Below are 14,605 nucleotides of genomic sequence, written 5' to 3'. Positions count from 1 at the left end.
GCGTGATGCCCCAGGCACCGCGCCGGCTCATGCGCCGTGCAGGCCTGGGCTCCAGATCTCAGCCTAGAGTCAATTCAGTGATCGAATCAGTTGGCTGAAGCAGCTGGACCATTGCTAGGAGCTGCTGGCATCTCAGGCATCGCCGGAGGCTCTGGCATCGGGGGCATCTCCGGCATGGCTGGCATTTCAGGCATGTCGCGCATCATCATCGGCGGGCGCCGATGCATACGCGGGCAGTCCACGCCCATCTCGCCACAGTTCGGATGCATGGAGTGGTAGGCCTGGCCAGGATAGCCGCGGCCGTAGCCGTATCCATACCCACCCTGTGGCGGCTGACCGTAGCCAGGCCCCATCGGCGGCACCTCGGGCTGCTGCGCCGCACCACCGAAGAGGGCTGAGATGGCCTCCTTCTGCTCGTCGCTCATGGCCTCAATGGTCGCACGATAAGCCTCATAGCGCTCCAACATCTCTTGGCGTCGCTGCTCGGCCTTTGCACGCATCTCCTCGATGCGCTGAGCCCGCTCTGCCATCGCCTCCTCATAGCGCTTCTGCATCTCGGCGCGCATGGCTTCCATCGATTCAGCCGATGGCATTGCCTCTGGCGCTGCTGTTTCCGTCACAGGCGCTGCTTCTTCTCCGGCAGAGCTTGCTTCTTCTCCAGCCGCTGCCGCTTCTTCACCGGCAGGCGCCGCTTCTGGCGTCTGCGCAGGCGCTGAGTCTTCAACGGCGGGGGCTGCTGCTGCAGGCGCAGTGGGTGCTGCCGCTTCTTGCGCCAGTGCGGCGCTGCTGAGACTCAGGGTCAATGCGAAAGCAGAGACAGCCGACAGGAACAGGTTTTTCTGATTCATCGTGGTGGAACTCCTCATCTTTAGGTTGCTTTGTGGATGGAAGAACGTGGCGACCATATCACGGTTGCCAGGGGCGAGAAAGCGACGTCGGCCACCCTGTGGCCAACACGCAAGATCCGAGACAACCGCCATAGAGCGTATAGAATGCAGCCAATAAAGGCGAGAACGAAATCCTGGGAGAGTACAGCATGCAGATTGGCGACCTGATGGCCGAGACGGGCGTCAAGTTCGGAACCAGCGGCGCACGCGGGCGTGTTGAAGACATGACCGACCGGGTCTGCTACGCCTATGCGCAAGGGTTCATGCGCTACCTGTTGGGAACCGGATCACTATCGCAGGGCGCCGATATCGGGCTTGCGGGCGACTTTCGCGCCAGCACCTCAGGCATCCTTGGCGCTTGCGCCAAGGCGGTCAGCGATAGCGGCTGCAGACCACATTACCTAGGCCGAATCCCAACGCCCGCCCTTGCGGCCTATGGCATTGCCCAGGGTTGGCCGACGATGATGGTCACCGGCAGCCATATCCCCGACGACCGCAACGGCATCAAGTTCAATCTTCACCGCGGCGAGATCCTAAAGGCGGATGAGGACGGCATTCGCGCGCAGCCGGTTGAGCTGCCCGATGGACTGTTCGACGCCGCGGGCGCCTTCGTCGATCCACAGCACAGCGCCCTGCCGCCAGAAGACCCGGCCGCACTTGAGCACTACATCGCACGCTACCTTGGTTTCTTCCCCGCCGATTGGCTTGCCGGCCTGCGCATTGGCCTCTATGAACACTCCAGCGTCGCGCGTGAGGCGCTGTTTCGCGTCCTTACCGGGCTTGGTGCGGAGGTCGTGCGGCTCGGACGCTCAGAGACCTTTCTGCCGGTCGACACCGAGGCGATCCGCGCCGAGGACATCGCGCTCGCGCGCGACTGGGCCGCGGATGGACAGTTCGCGGCGTTGGTCTCCACCGATGGCGACGGCGATCGACCACTGGTCGGCGACGAGCAAGGTGAATGGCTGCGCGGAGACATTGCCGGCGTGCTCTGCGCGCAAGCCTTGGGCGCCACTGCCGTGGTGACGCCCATCAGCTCCAACACCGCACTGGAAGCCAGCGGCTGGTTCCAAGAGACGCTGCGTACCCGCATCGGCTCGCCCTATGTGATCGCCGGCATGCAAGCATTATCGGCCCGGGGGATGGCGCCGGTGGTCGGTTATGAGGCTAATGGTGGTTTTCTGACCGATTCCGACATCGAGCGCGAAGGCCGCACCTTGCCAGCGCTACCGACCCGTGATGCGGTAATCGTCGCGGTCACGCTGATCGGTGCTGCACGCGCCAGCCGGCAGCCGCTCTCGGCGCTGGCCAAATCACTCCCCCAGCGCTTCACCTACAGCGGCCGCCTCAAGGCCTTTCCGACGACGCTGAGCGCGGCCCGCTTTGCTGCCTTCCAGACCGGCGACCTAGCCGCAGATCGCGCCGCATTGAATCAGGTCTTCGCCGCCGAGTTTGGGCCCGTTGCCGAGGTCGACTATACCGACGGCATCCGCATGACCCTCGCGCATGGCGACATCCTGCATCTGCGCCCGTCAGGCAATGCGCCTGAGCTGCGCGCCTATACCGAAGCCAATAGCGCCGAGCGGGCGCGGGAACTCAATCAGCGCTGCCTAGCTATCTTGGAGCGATGGCGCCACTAAGCTAGTGTCTATCAAAGATATCCTGAGTCGAGCACCAGCGTCAGGCAATCATCAACCCGCGCCAAGCTCCGATAGCGCTCGGCGCGCGTTTCCAGCAGCAGCAGGGCGGCGGCATCGAGCTCACGCTCAAACTGCTGCAAGCGTTCGTCGGCGGACTGCGTGGCAGACTGCTCAGTCCAGCCGCTTGACTCAGCGACCAGCCCAATCAAGGACGGATCGATCAACCGAGCCTGCCCGCCGCTCAAGCTGATCTGCAAGACCCCTGCTGAACTCGCGCATCGCTCCCAGGGCTGAGCACAGAGCGGCTCGATCCCAAGCAAGGTATCCGCATGCAGCCCCAGCGGATAACCGCCGGCATCGACCACAATCAGCACATCACCGCTCGCAGCCGGCTGCAGCGGTGCGCCGCCGAGTACGGGCGGACTGACAACCGGCGCTAGCTCCCCACGTAGATCGAAGGCACCGACAAGATAGGGCGGGGTGTCCTCGAGGGCGGTCAGACGCGGTAAGGACAAACAGGTACGCAGACGCTCGGCGGCGACGGCATAGGTTTGGGCGCCGAGCGCAAAGACCACACACTCCTGGGCCAACTCTAACCAGGGCGATCCGGAGATCGGTATCGCGCGGCGCTCAGCAGAGATCATTGACGGGCCTCCGGGCCATAGCAGCCGACTGACCATCCTGAAAACCGCGGCAGGCACACTCGAATCGCAGCTCTCGGTATCACTGAGCTCAGGTTCCAAGCGCGAGTTCATAGCGCGCCGCTAGCCTGATAGATGGAGAACCCGCTCAAGCTAACGCTGATTGCGCCTGATCATCCCGAAAGATGAAGTACCTGCCTCAGGGTAAGCCTAGTCGAAATTTTGATATTTTTGCGGTGGTCAGCCAGATTCTGGACGCCACCAGGTACTGGCTAGCCTTCACCGGGAGCAGCGCAGCCGCTCAGTCGACCGCGCCCTCTCGCAGCAACGGACGCATGGCGCGCAGCAAGCTGGCAAACAGATGAGGATGATCGGCCTCTTCGCGCGCCAGCAGCCCCTTCATCTGCTCACGTCGGCTTGGCATCTGAAAGCAGGCGGGGCAACTGTCTGGCACCACCGGCAGCCCGGCATGGCTGGCAAAGTCACGCATTTGCCGCTCGCGGCAGTAGACCAAGGGGCGAATAATGCGTACGTCGCCGGCATCGTTGCGGTAATGCGCCTTCATCGTACGGAGCTGGCCACCATGGAACATCGACATCAGCAGGCTCTCGGCCAGGTCGTCTAGGTGCTGCCCGAGCGCCAGAACGTTATAGCCATGGGCGCGGCAAAGCCGATACATGATGCCTCGCTTCATCCGCGCGCAATAGGCACAAAACGAGTCGCCATCCATGTGCTCGCGCGCCTGCTCCATGATCGGTTGCCGCTCGTAGTGCCAGGGCAGGCCGCGCTGCTGGTACCAGTCGGTGAGCGGCGCTGGATCAAAGCCGGGCACCTCAGGGTCGATGGTCAGCACCGCAAGCTCGAAGCGCACTGGGGCATAGCTTCGCAGATGCCGCAGCACCTCGAGCAATGACAGCGAATCCTTGCCGCCCGAGACCGCGAGCAGAATGCGATCGCCGTCGCGGATCATCTCAAAGTCCGCGAGCGCCCGTCCTACCTGACGCAGTAACGACTTCGGCGGACGTGGCAGATGGCGTGGCTGCATGGGTGCAGCCGGCTCTGCACGCGCGGCGCTTTCCGACATCGCTGCTGACTCCTCAGCGCAGACGTAGCACATACTTGCCAACCGCACCGCCGGCTTCGAGCCGGCGGTGCGCCGCAGCCGCTTGTTCGAGCGGGAAGCGCTCAGCGACCTGGATGCGCAACTTGCCGGCATCGAACAGTTCCCCACAGCGGCGCAGGATCTCTCCTTGATGGTCGAGCGCATCGGTCAGACCCCGCAGCTGCGGGGTCAGCATCAGCTCGAGACTGATGCGCAGGTTGCGGTTGCGCGCCTCTTTCAGATCGAGATCAGGGCCGGGATCGAGGAGGGTCACCAGATCGCCGTAGACCGCCATCAGCGGGATGGTATCCCGCAAAACCGACGGCCCTACAGTGTCGAACGCGACATCCACGCCTTGCCCCTCAGTCCAATCGGCCAGGCTCTCGCGGAGTGATGCTTGCCGGTAGTTGATCACGCACTCGGCACCGAGATCTTGCACGAAGCGCGCCTTCTCCGCACTGCTGACCGTGGTGGCCACCCGCGCACCCGCCAGGCGTGCGAGCTGGATCGCGACATGACCCACGCCACCGGCACCAGCATGGATCAGGACGCGCTGCCCTTCGTGCAGTGCGGCGCGGTCGTAGAGCGCCTCCCAGGCGGTGATCAAGACGAGGGGCGCAGCCGCGGCCTGGACAAAATCCAGGGAAGCCGGCTTAGGTTGGGCAATGCGCTCGTCGACAACGATGTACTCGGCATAGTTACCCCGCAGCCCACCCAAACCTCCCTGACAAAACCAAACCGCATCGCCAGGCTGAAAGCCTGTCACCGCATCACCAACTGCCTCGACCACGCCAGCGCCATCACAGCCCAGCACCGCAGTCAGGGTCTCAGGCACGAGTGGCCCGCGAGCCCGAATCTTGGTATCCACGGGATTTACTCCCGCCGCCTCCAGCCGGACCAAGACATCGGTCGCGGATTGGATCTCAGGCTGCGGCAGATCGACCAACGCTAGCACATCTGGCCCGCCGGGCTCTCGCATCTGTATCGCCTTCATGGATTCTCCTCTCGGTTCGTTGGCAGGTCGTTGCGTTAGAGTGCGCCTTCATCAAGGCCCATTGCATACACTAAACTTGAACGGATTCGCCGATATCGCCTTGGTACCGGATCAGGATCAGTACTCTACGAGAGAACCGCATGCAGATCGAACATTGGCATTCCGATCACGATGGACCGCTGAGCGAGCTCGCATTACGCCACAAGCTCGAACGGCGTGGTTATCAGGTCACCCGCTACGAATACTCGCCCGGCATGTTCTTTCCCGCCCACGATCATGCCGATGACAAGATCGACGCCATCGTATCCGGCTGCTTCCGGATCACCATGCAAGGGCAAGAAGCCCTGCTGATGGCTGGTGATCTGGTGGTGATACCCAAGCATGTGATCCATACCGCCGAGGTAGTCGGCGACGAGCCCGTGGTGAGCTTTGACGCCGTGCGTCTATCCTAACGCAAGCGGCAAGGGTCGCCATCGCGCCCTTGCGCACCAGTCACCTCCGCAGCAGCCCATTGAAACCACGACAAGCGTCGCGACCTCCAAGGCTCGCGGTAGGGGCCCAGCATACGGTGCCCTGTGATCAACGCTGCTGCAGGAGAACGCATCCAATGACGACGATCATGCTTGTCGACAACGGCTCGCGCCGTGCCGACGCGACGCTCGCGCTACGCCGGATCAGTGCAGCACTCGCGCAGCGGCTAGAACGGCCGGTGCATCCAGTCTCCCTGCTGCACTCATCGAAGGTGCCAGCCGAGGCCCTGAATGGCCGTCCCGCTGACATCCTAGAGTCCTTTCTATCGCGCAAGGCCGTTGAGGGTCACAGCCAGTTTCTCGCCGTCCCGCTGTTTTTTGGACCGAGCCGGGCCTTGACCAAGGCGATCCCTGAAACGGCTGCCAAGGTCAGCGCAGCCGGACACCCGGTGCAGGTTGCTGTCGCCGATGAGCTCTGCCCTCTGCCTATCGGAGAGCCGCGTCTTGCGGCGATCCTCGACCGCGCCATCCGCACTGCGATACGTGGCTTAAATCACCCTAACCTGAGTCGCTCTAGTAAGCATGACGCAGCGCCGCAAGCCGTCTTGGTCGATCACGGCTCACCCATCCCGCAGGTGACCGCGGTTCGGCGCTGGCTGACGGCTGAGCTCAAGACCTTAGCGAGGGGAGATTACCGAATCAGCGAAGCAGCCATGGAACGGCGCTCAGGGCCGGAATACGCGTTCAACGGCGCCTTGCTTGAAGAGGCGCTCGCCGCGATTGGCCACTCAGAGCCTCAGGCTCAGGTGGTGATTGGCATGCAGTTCATCGGGCCGGGGCGCCATGCTGGGAAGGATGGCGATGTCGTCTCGATCTGTCAGGAGGCTCAGAAGCGATTCCCTGGCCTAGGGGTGAGCATCTCAGGATTGGTCGGCGAGGATGAGGGGTTGATCGACATCTTGGCCGATCGGGCCACCTTGGCATTGCAAGCATGCGACAGGGTGTCCCTACCCTGTTCCGCCGCATAGCGGCGTTTGATGCATCCTATACCATCAATCAATCACCAATGGGCTGCAGGTGATTGGCCTTGAAAGACTCACGATCCTCTTTGTTGCTCGAATCCAGCCCCAATGACGCCATCTTATCCTTCATCCAGCGAGGGAGCACGCCACGGGAGTAGACGTTGTTCGGGTTTTCTGGATCAAAATAACGCGTGTAGTTCCCAGTACCCGCTTTCTTGCCTGCATTGCCCGTGCGACGTCGCCGATTCGTCGGCGACAAGTGATTCATGATGTCCTCGACATCGTGACCACGCGACTCGATGAGATCGCGAATCTGGTTTGCCAGCTCAGACTTTTCAGCCTGCCAGCGCTGATTGAGCGCCTTCTGGAGCTCAGCCTCGCGTTGCTTGGTCTGTTCGATCTGGTTTTTCAGCTCTTCTGCCGAAAGATGTTGATATTCCACTACTCGCCTCCGGGGCGGATGAATTAAAAAAGCAAACCGCCCAGCAAGCGTTTCAAGCCTGCCGGGCGGATGTTGCCCTGTTTGATCAGTGTGGACAGCGGCAATGCGGCGGAACTTTCTCGGAAGAGACGTCTCGGAAAAGACGCGCTGGCGACAACACAACACCGCTCATCACGCTCGACGGCTAACCGCACGCAGTGCGATAACCAAAACGATTGATCAGGCTTATGGGCGTTATTGATGCCGCCGGTTACTCTGTTCCTGCGGCTTGCTCCTAGTCACCAGTATCAATCTAAACAGAAATAACAAAAAGTCAAGTCAAAACTGAACTCATGTATCCGTTATGTGAACGAATCCTCAGTCTTATCCGATCCTGACTTGAGCCCGCTTGGAGGTCAATCTGCAGTGCTGTTCTATCTAAAGCTCTACCTGCTAACGGTACCGGTGTTTTTTCTCATCGACCTACTTTGGCTTGGGGTCGTGGCGCGCAACTTTTATCGCAGCAACCTTGATCATCTGCTCTCCGATCAAGTCGACTGGCCGGCAGCGATCCTGTTCTACCTGATTTATATCGCAGGCATTCTACTCTTCGCGGTCGCGCCGGGATTAGCAGCAGATTCACTGCGCAAAACAGCTCTCTGGGCCGCCGGCTTTGGCTTTTTCACTTACGCCACCTATGAGCTCACCAATCGCGCAACACTGCCCAACTGGCCGATCAAGATCGTGATCGTTGATACCCTGTGGGGCATCGCACTCTGCACGCTGGTGGCCATTGCTGCTCATCTCATCAGCAAGCAGCTCACTTAGGGCCAAGCGAAGATAGAAGGTCAGCTGCGCGCTCCTAGCTTAGTCGCGCTGTAGCCGATAGCGGGTGCCGCAATAAGGGCAGGTCAGTTCGCCGCTCGGCTCATCGTTGATCGGCAGATAGACCCGAGGGTGCATGTTCCAGACCTCGTCCGCGGGCAGCGGACAGCTCAATGGCAGGTCTTTCAGCGTCACGACCCGCGCTTCGCTGTCCTGGGGCGGTGGTTTGACACCTGCGGTATCGAGTGCGGCATCGACGATCTGCTCTTGCATAGGTGTTTGCTCGTTAAACAGTCTGTCGTCAGAGGTAGCTGAGCCAGTCGGCATGAGCCTCGCTATTGCCCTGCACGACATCAAAATACATCGACTGCAGTCGCTCAGTCACGGGACCGCGCATTCCGGCGCCAATCTCTCGGCCATCGACCGAGCGAATCGGCGTCACCTCAGCGGCGGTGCCGGTGAAAAAGGCCTCATCAGCGATATAGACCTCATCGCGGGTAATCCGCTTCGTCACCACCTGCAGCCCAATCTGATCCGCGAGGGTCATGATGGTGCGCCGAGTAATCCCGTCTAGCGCTGAGGTCAACTCGGGCGTGTAGAGCACGCCATCACGAACCAAAAACACATTTTCTCCACTGCCTTCGGTAACATAGCCTTCCGTATCAAGCAGGAGGGCCTCATCGTAACCGTCGCGGATCGCCTCCTGTAAGGCCATCATCGAGTTCATATAATTGCCATTCGCCTTGGCTCGGCACATAGTGGCATTGACGTGATGACGGGTGAATGAGGACACGCGCACCCGGATGCCCTTGGTCATGTTCTCTTCGCCCAGGTAGGAGCCCCAGTCCCAGGCGGCAACGATGCAGTGAACGCGAAGATTATCGGCACGCAGGCCCATGCCCTCGGAGCCATAGAAACACATCGGGCGGATATAGGCCGAGCTCAGGCCATTCTCGCGGACAGCGATGCATTGCGCCTCATCGAGGGTCTCGCGGTCATAAGGAATCCGCATGCCAAGGATATGCGCCGAGTTGAACAGCCGTTGCGTATGATCACGCAGACGAAAGATCGCTGGGCCGCGCGAGGTGGCATAGGCGCGAACGCCTTCGAACACGCCCATACCGTAGTGCAGCGTGTGGGTCAACACATGCACTTGAGCCTCACGCCAGGGCACAACCTGGCCGTTATGCCAAATGAGACCATCACGATCATGCATCGTCATCGCCATCGTTGTGAAACTCCAGTTCCGCAGGCCCGCGCAGCGCAGGCGTTATTAAGAGTGCAATCGGGCAACGACACCGCAGCCGCTGAATATTGCAGGCCCAGCCAAGGTCACTCCGCGTTGGACTCCATCATCTGTTGCCAAGCGGCGATCACAGACTGCCGCTCCGAGCGGAGCTGTGCATCCTCGACCAGCCCAGCGGCGTCTTGCAAGGCATGGCGGTGATAGGCCGCGCGCAAGGCCTGATAGGCCAGGGTCAGACTCGCACCCACCGAGGCCGCGAGCAGTGCCTGCTTGATCAGTGTCTCGAGCAGGCGGATATTATCGGTCCAGGTCGTCAGATCGGAATAATCGCAGGCCCAGCGCAGAACCGAGTATTGGACCACAAATTCGATGTCAGCAATACCACCTGCGCCCTGCTTGAGATCAAACCAGCCATCGCGGGTCTTATCCAGATTGGCCCGCATCTTCGCGCGCATCGAACGGACCTCTTCGCGTAACTGCTCTGGATCACGCCGTCGCTGCAGCACCTCGGCGCGCACCTGTCTAAACCGCTCAGCGAGCCCCTGATCACCGGCAATCGGCCGCGCACGCACCAGTGCCTGATGCTCCCAGGTCCAGGCGCTCTCAGCCTGATAATCGGCAAATGAGGACAGCGAGCGGGCAATCATGCCCTTATTGCCATCCGGGCGTAGGCGCATGTCGACTTCATAGAGCACGCCGGAATAGGTCGGCGTGGTCATCACATGGATCAGCCGTTGGCCGAGACGAACATAGAACTGCTCGCTGACGACCGGCCGCGGGCCGTCCGTCATCTTGCCAGCGGTCGCCTCGTCGTAGAGGAACACCAGGTCAAGATCAGAGTTGTAGCCAAGCTCGATGCCACCGACCTTGCCATAACCGATGACGCTGAAGCCGGGGGATGCCTGATCGGTGCCGGGCGGACACCCATGCCGCTCGACCAGGTCTTGCCAGGCGATCTCCAGACTGCGTGAGGTGGTCACTTCAGCGATCTCGGTGAGATAGTCGCTGACCACCATCAGCGGGATGGCGCCGGTCACATCGGCCGCGGCCACCCGCAGCCGGTTGCCTTGGGCGAACTGCCGCAGGCGTTCCATGCGCTGCTCGAGATCGCTGGCTTCAACGCCAGACAGCAGCTGATCGAGCTCCTGCTCCAGATCCGCGCGGTGAAGCGGCTCGAACAGCCGGCGCGGATCGAGCAATTCATCGAGCAGCAGCGGTTGGCGCGCGGTGCGCTCGCTAAACCAGGGACTCTTGGCGCTGAGCCGCACCAGCTGATGCAAGGCATCGGGATGCTCGGCGAGCAGATCGAGATAGGCGGTCCGGCCGAGCACCGCCTCCAAGACCTTGAGCAGGCGGCTCAACGTCAGATCAGCTGCTCCGCAGGCGGCAACCTCCTCCAGGAGCCGCGGCATCACCAGCCCCAAGCGAGCGACGCCCCGACTCGACAGCCCCTTGCGCTCAGCGGTGTCGCGGAAATCAAGCAGCTGCTGCCAGGCCGCCTCGGCATCGTCGAAACCCGCCGCTTGCAACAGCGCGACCGCCTCTGCCTGCTCTGGCGCCCGCTCCCATAGGAATGCAACCGAGGTCGGTGCATGCTCGGGCTCATCTGGATCGGCAAAAACCGCATCGAAATGCTGCTGGACGCGCGCTCGATGCGCGTTTAGAACCGCCTCAAAGCCTGGCCAGTCATCGTAGCCCATCGAGCGCGCCAGCCGCTCACGGGCGGGCGACGCCGACGGCAATGAATGCGTCTGCTCGTCACGCCAAGCCTGCAGGCGGTTCTCGGTCAAGCGCAGGAAGCGATAGGCGTCGGTCAACTCGGTGACCGTCTCGGGCTCGAGCAAGCCCTTTTGGCCCAGCAGCGCCAAGACCTGCTGGATGGGCCGAATCTGCAGATCTGGCTCGCGCCCACCGCGAATGAGCTGGAAGGATTGGCCGATGAACTCGATCTCGCGGATGCCGCCAGGGCCGAGCTTGATGTTGTCGGCCATCCCTTTGCGCCGCAACTCGCGGTCGATCAGCACCTTGAGGTTGCGCAGCGAGGCGATGGCGCCAAAGTCGAGATAGCGGCGATAGACGAAGGGCCGCAGCATGGCCTCGAGCTCGGCACGCGCCTCGGGCTCACCAGCCACTACCCGCGCCTTGGTCATCGCATAGCGCTCCCATTCACGCGCCTGTGAATGGTAGTAGCCCTCCATCGCATCAAAGCTCATCGCCAGCGGGCCAGAGTCGCCGAATGGCCGCAGCCGGGTATCGACGCGGAAGACGAAGCCATCAACGGTCTTGGCATTGAGCGACTTCACCAGCCGCTGACAGAGCCGGCTGAAAAACTGCTCGGCCGTCAGCTCGCGCGGACCACCCTCGACGCGGCCAGCGCTCGGAAAGGCAAAGATTAGGTCGATATCCGACGACAGGTTCAGCTCGCGCGCACCGAGCTTGCCCATACCCAGCACCAGCAGCGACTGCGGCCGCGCCTGGCCATCCTGTGGCACCCCCAACTCGGCCCGGGTCCATTGCTCGAGCAGGCGCAGGCTCTCGCGGATGCAACTGTCGGCGAGCGCGGTGAGATCCTCAAGCGTCTCGTCCAGCTCGGCCCAGCCGGCCAGGTCGCGAAACAGGATGCGTAGCATCTGTCGGCGGCGGAAGCGGCGCAGGGCGCGTTGTAACGCCTCTTCATCGGTGACTTCGGCGAGCATCCTGCTCAGCTGCTCGGTGAAGGCGTCGGCATTCAATGAGCGCCGCAGATCGCCGGTCTCGAGCAGGCCAGCAAGGGTGCCGGGATCGCGGGCAGCCGTGAGGGCGACAAACTCGCTGCCATCCCAAACCCGAGCCCGCGCCTCAGCGAAGACAGGGTCTTCAGGCAGGGCAACCCCCTGCTCCGCTGCCCAATCCAGCCATTGCTGCCAATGACCCTCGTTCATGGAGTGCTGGGACTCTAGCATCTCACTCTTGGTGAAGACGATAGCTGGAGCTGAGCTGATAATGCTCACCAGCGCCAATGGTTACCGCGTCCTCGGCGGCGTTGGTGGTCTCGACGCAGATCATGCGTAGATACTCGTCATCGCCAAAGTCCCCCATTGCCCGCGACTGTTCGATCCAGGGATTCCAGACCACCGCGGAGCGACTGCCTTCGCGCTCAATCGCGACTTGGCGACCAAGGCTTGGATCATCAATGATCAGGGTATCAGTAGTGTCCAGGTAGATCCGGTTAACCGGCCCGTCGATATTGATCGGGCCCGACTGGGTCGCGCGCGTGCCATCGGCAACCTTGTCGATGTAATCATAGCCCGCGAGGCCAAGCACCTGCGCCTGGCGTACATCACCAACGCTGAAATAGGCATGCAATGCCTGGGTCACCAAGATCGGTGCCGATCCGCTGTTGTGGGTGATCAACACCAAGTCCAAGGTCTCGCCGACCCTGACCACGAGCTCCAAGGAAAACGGATGCGGCCACAGGGCCTGGCTGCGGTCGTCATCGTGCGTGCCCAGCAGCACCTTGGTACTCCCGTCGACGCAGGCTTCGGTGGCCAAGAGCCGCCAACCACGATTGCGCACGAAACCATGATCTGGGCGGCCGCGTTGCTCTGGATCAGGCCCAAACCAGGGCCAGCAGACTGGAATCCCGCCCTTGATCGCCTTGTCTGGTTGGAAAGCGGCCTGGCTGCTGACAAACAACAGGTCGTTGTCGGTCGTCACCGGGCAGTAGGACAGCACCTGGCCACCCTGTGCCGAGATCGACGCACTGGCGTAAGCATTCTCGATCCGAATCAGTGGCAGGCCACCGCTGCCTTCGCAGATCACGAGCACGCCCGGGATGCCGAGCGCATCATTGGCTTGAGCGATATCCATCAATGGGTCCTCGAGGTCAGCGAACGGGGTGATCTAAACGCGAATCGCGTCCGGAATATGGGGGGAGAATGGATGGAGGATGAGTCACAAGGCCGAGTCGGCGCCGGCCTCATTGCCCCTCGCGCTCCATGCGGTCCAGGCGGCCCTGAGCGAGCCGAGCCTCGGTCGTTTCTGGGAAGCGCCGCACGACCTCTTCAAGCAGGCTGCGCGCGTCCTGCGATGCATCCTGCTCATAGGCCACATAACCGAGCTTCAGCATCGCCGACGGCACCTTCGGGCTCGACGGGTATTCGCGCACCAGAAGGCTAAACGCCTCCTTTGCCAAGGCATAATCCTGGGTCACATAGCCGATCTCACCCAACCAGTAACGACCATTGTCGGCAAACTGACCCTGCGGATAGCGCTCGACCATGTCACTAAAGGCATCGCGAGCCGCTGAATAATCGCGCGCCTTGAGCAGATCGAAGGCCGCGCGGTAGAGGTCGCGCTCACCGCCGGCAGAGGTCTCTGGCGCAGGCAGCGCTAGGATGCCGGCATTGCCTGAGCCGCTACGCTGCTGCTCCGAGCCAACCGTTTGCCCCGGCAGCGCGAAGCCCCCGTTCACGGCAGAATCGGTCGCGCCGCCCCAGCCCTCGTCGCGGGCGGCATCGAAGGGGAATATCGGCTCAGCAGGGAAGCGCTCCGTCCCTCCGGGCTCATCACCAAACGAGGAGGGCGCCATGATGCCTTGCTGGCGCAACAGATACTGCTGGGTCTCGACCTGACCTCGCAGCTCCTGCATCTCTTGCTGAAGCTGCTGGATCTGCAGCACGAGATCAGAGAGCGAGCGTTCGCTCAGCATACGCTCGAGCCGGGACATGCGCGTTTCTAACAGCGACTCCACGGCAAAGACAGAGGTCGCGGGGATGCAACAAGCGATCAAGACCAGTAGACGCTTGGCCATCGCCGCGCCAAAAAGAGCATGCAGCATGCTGTCTTACCTCTTAGTAGACCAGTTCAACGCGACGGTTTTGTTCCCAGGCGGCTTCGCTGCGCCGCGGATCAGCAGGGCGCTCCTCGCCATAGCTCAGGGTGCTCAGCCGCTCGCTGGGCGCACCCTCTGCCACCAGGAAACGCTGCACCGCCTGGCTGCGCCGTTCCCCCAGGGCCAGGTTGTACTCGCGCGTCCCACGCTCATCACTATGCCCCTCGAGCGTCACCTGCACGCCAGGGGTATTGAAAATGTAGTTGGCGTGGGCTCGGAGCAGATCGGCATACTGAGGCTTGATCTCCGAGGCGTCATAGTCGAAATAGATCACCTTGCGGTAGACCGGACTCGATGGGTCATCAAGTGGTGAGCGCTCAACCCGCTCGATCGGACCTGTCTCCACGACAGGCCGCCCGTTGATTGCATTGAGTTCATCAGCGCTCGGCCTGTCTGGGGTCGGCGGCGCGGTTTTCGTCGCGCAACCACTCAGCGCTAAGGCCGCGATGAACAGCAACGAAAGCGGACGTTCGATCATGAGAACCCT

General features: G+C 61.9%; 15 protein-coding genes. 4 read left to right on the top strand and 11 right to left on the bottom strand.

Annotated elements, in window-relative coordinates:
* Positions 1–86: 86 nt before the first annotated feature.
* Positions 87–848, bottom strand: coding sequence for a hypothetical protein (locus tag VBE63_RS09475; RefSeq protein ID WP_323682773.1), 762 nt, complete (start codon positions 846–848; stop codon positions 87–89).
* A gap of 188 nt (positions 849–1,036) precedes the next feature.
* On the opposite strand from VBE63_RS09475, the gene VBE63_RS09470 reads away from it, so the two are divergent.
* Positions 1,037–2,524, top strand: coding sequence for a phosphomannomutase (locus tag VBE63_RS09470; RefSeq protein WP_323682772.1), 1,488 nt, complete (start codon positions 1,037–1,039; stop codon positions 2,522–2,524).
* A gap of 11 nt (positions 2,525–2,535) precedes the next feature.
* Here the strand turns inward: VBE63_RS09470 and VBE63_RS09465 are convergent, their stop codons facing one another.
* The 3 genes from VBE63_RS09465 to VBE63_RS09455 all read right to left on the bottom strand — a co-directional run bounded on the left by VBE63_RS09465 (position 2,536) and on the right by VBE63_RS09455 (position 5,261).
* A complete protein-coding gene (locus VBE63_RS09465) occupies positions 2,536–3,168 on the bottom strand; it encodes a chemotaxis protein CheW (RefSeq protein WP_323682771.1) in 633 nt (210 codons plus the stop codon).
* A 298-nt stretch (positions 3,169–3,466) separates the two neighbouring features.
* On the bottom strand, positions 3,467–4,249 hold the full coding sequence (locus tag VBE63_RS09460; protein ID WP_323682770.1) for an ATP-binding protein: 783 nt from the start codon (positions 4,247–4,249) through the stop codon (positions 3,467–3,469).
* A 13-nt stretch (positions 4,250–4,262) separates the two neighbouring features.
* Entirely contained in the window at positions 4,263–5,261 is a 999-nt protein-coding gene (locus VBE63_RS09455; RefSeq protein WP_323682769.1) for a zinc-dependent alcohol dehydrogenase family protein, read from the bottom strand.
* A 140-nt stretch (positions 5,262–5,401) separates the two neighbouring features.
* Between VBE63_RS09455 and VBE63_RS09450 the strand changes: the two genes are divergently transcribed.
* Together VBE63_RS09450 and VBE63_RS09445 are read left to right on the top strand one after the other, a co-directional pair.
* Entirely contained in the window at positions 5,402–5,713 is a 312-nt protein-coding gene (locus tag VBE63_RS09450; RefSeq protein ID WP_323682768.1) for a cupin domain-containing protein, read from the top strand.
* 155 nt (positions 5,714–5,868) lie between these two features.
* The gene (locus VBE63_RS09445; protein ID WP_323682767.1) at positions 5,869–6,759 is read left to right on the top strand and encodes a cobalamin biosynthesis protein CbiX; all 891 of its coding nucleotides are present in this window, start codon (positions 5,869–5,871) and stop codon (positions 6,757–6,759) included.
* Between the two features lie 28 nt (positions 6,760–6,787).
* On the opposite strand, the gene VBE63_RS09440 is transcribed toward VBE63_RS09445, so the two are convergent.
* The gene (locus tag VBE63_RS09440) at positions 6,788–7,357 is read right to left on the bottom strand and encodes an H-NS histone family protein (RefSeq protein WP_323682766.1); all 570 of its coding nucleotides are present in this window, start codon (positions 7,355–7,357) and stop codon (positions 6,788–6,790) included.
* Between the two features lie 183 nt (positions 7,358–7,540).
* Here VBE63_RS09440 and VBE63_RS09435 point away from each other — a divergent pair, with 183 nt between their 5' ends.
* Positions 7,541–8,002: a DUF2177 family protein gene (locus VBE63_RS09435; RefSeq protein WP_323682765.1), complete on the top strand. Its 462-nt coding sequence runs from the start codon at positions 7,541–7,543 to the stop codon at positions 8,000–8,002.
* Between the two features lie 39 nt (positions 8,003–8,041).
* Here VBE63_RS09435 and VBE63_RS09430 read toward each other — a convergent pair whose 3' ends face one another.
* From VBE63_RS09430 to pal, 6 genes are all read right to left on the bottom strand, one after another.
* A complete protein-coding gene (locus VBE63_RS09430) occupies positions 8,042–8,272 on the bottom strand; it encodes a zinc-finger domain-containing protein (protein ID WP_323682764.1) in 231 nt (76 codons plus the stop codon).
* Between the two features lie 28 nt (positions 8,273–8,300).
* Positions 8,301–9,221 carry a branched-chain amino acid transaminase gene (locus VBE63_RS09425; RefSeq protein ID WP_323682788.1) on the bottom strand — a complete coding sequence of 307 codons (921 nt, stop codon included), beginning with the start codon at positions 9,219–9,221 and terminating at the stop codon, positions 8,301–8,303.
* A 110-nt stretch (positions 9,222–9,331) separates the two neighbouring features.
* On the bottom strand, positions 9,332–12,166 hold the full coding sequence (glnE, locus tag VBE63_RS09420; RefSeq protein WP_323682763.1) for a bifunctional [glutamate--ammonia ligase]-adenylyl-L-tyrosine phosphorylase/[glutamate--ammonia-ligase] adenylyltransferase: 2,835 nt from the start codon (positions 12,164–12,166) through the stop codon (positions 9,332–9,334).
* 22 nt (positions 12,167–12,188) lie between these two features.
* Positions 12,189–13,094 carry a D-hexose-6-phosphate mutarotase gene (locus VBE63_RS09415; RefSeq protein WP_323682762.1) on the bottom strand — a complete coding sequence of 302 codons (906 nt, stop codon included), beginning with the start codon at positions 13,092–13,094 and terminating at the stop codon, positions 12,189–12,191.
* A gap of 109 nt (positions 13,095–13,203) precedes the next feature.
* Positions 13,204–14,064: a tol-pal system protein YbgF gene (gene ybgF / locus VBE63_RS09410; protein WP_323682761.1), complete on the bottom strand. Its 861-nt coding sequence runs from the start codon at positions 14,062–14,064 to the stop codon at positions 13,204–13,206.
* A gap of 13 nt (positions 14,065–14,077) precedes the next feature.
* Positions 14,078–14,596, bottom strand: coding sequence for a peptidoglycan-associated lipoprotein Pal (gene pal, locus VBE63_RS09405; protein ID WP_323682760.1), 519 nt, complete (start codon positions 14,594–14,596; stop codon positions 14,078–14,080).
* Positions 14,597–14,605 lie beyond the last annotated feature (9 nt).

Origin of the sequence: Lamprobacter sp., from assembly GCF_034860625.1 — a bacterium.
GTDB lineage: Bacteria > Pseudomonadota > Gammaproteobacteria > Chromatiales > Chromatiaceae > Lamprobacter.
Note: the sequence above shows the minus strand (reverse complement) of the source record. Positions and strands in the feature narration are given on the sequence as shown.

Excerpts from the sequence above, each read along its gene's own strand:
- VBE63_RS09475 (WP_323682773.1), bottom strand. The coding sequence starts at position 848 with ATGAATCAGAAAAACCTGTTCCTGTCGGCTGTCTCTGCTTTCGCATTG.
- VBE63_RS09470 (WP_323682772.1), top strand. The coding sequence starts at position 1,037 with ATGCAGATTGGCGACCTGATGGCCGAGACGGGCGTCAAGTTCGGAACC.
- VBE63_RS09465 (WP_323682771.1), bottom strand. The coding sequence starts at position 3,168 with ATGATCTCTGCTGAGCGCCGCGCGATACCGATCTCCGGATCGCCCTGG.
- VBE63_RS09460 (WP_323682770.1), bottom strand. The coding sequence starts at position 4,249 with ATGTCGGAAAGCGCCGCGCGTGCAGAGCCGGCTGCACCCATGCAGCCA.
- VBE63_RS09455 (WP_323682769.1), bottom strand. The coding sequence starts at position 5,261 with ATGAAGGCGATACAGATGCGAGAGCCCGGCGGGCCAGATGTGCTAGCG.
- VBE63_RS09450 (WP_323682768.1), top strand. The coding sequence starts at position 5,402 with ATGCAGATCGAACATTGGCATTCCGATCACGATGGACCGCTGAGCGAG.
- VBE63_RS09445 (WP_323682767.1), top strand. The coding sequence starts at position 5,869 with ATGACGACGATCATGCTTGTCGACAACGGCTCGCGCCGTGCCGACGCG.
- VBE63_RS09430 (WP_323682764.1), bottom strand. The coding sequence starts at position 8,272 with ATGCAAGAGCAGATCGTCGATGCCGCACTCGATACCGCAGGTGTCAAA.
- VBE63_RS09425 (WP_323682788.1), bottom strand. The coding sequence starts at position 9,221 with ATGACGATGCATGATCGTGATGGTCTCATTTGGCATAACGGCCAGGTT.
- glnE (WP_323682763.1), bottom strand. The coding sequence starts at position 12,166 with ATGAACGAGGGTCATTGGCAGCAATGGCTGGATTGGGCAGCGGAGCAG.
- VBE63_RS09415 (WP_323682762.1), bottom strand. The coding sequence starts at position 13,094 with ATGGATATCGCTCAAGCCAATGATGCGCTCGGCATCCCGGGCGTGCTC.
- ybgF (WP_323682761.1), bottom strand. The coding sequence starts at position 14,064 with ATGCTGCATGCTCTTTTTGGCGCGGCGATGGCCAAGCGTCTACTGGTC.
- pal (WP_323682760.1), bottom strand. The coding sequence starts at position 14,596 with ATGATCGAACGTCCGCTTTCGTTGCTGTTCATCGCGGCCTTAGCGCTG.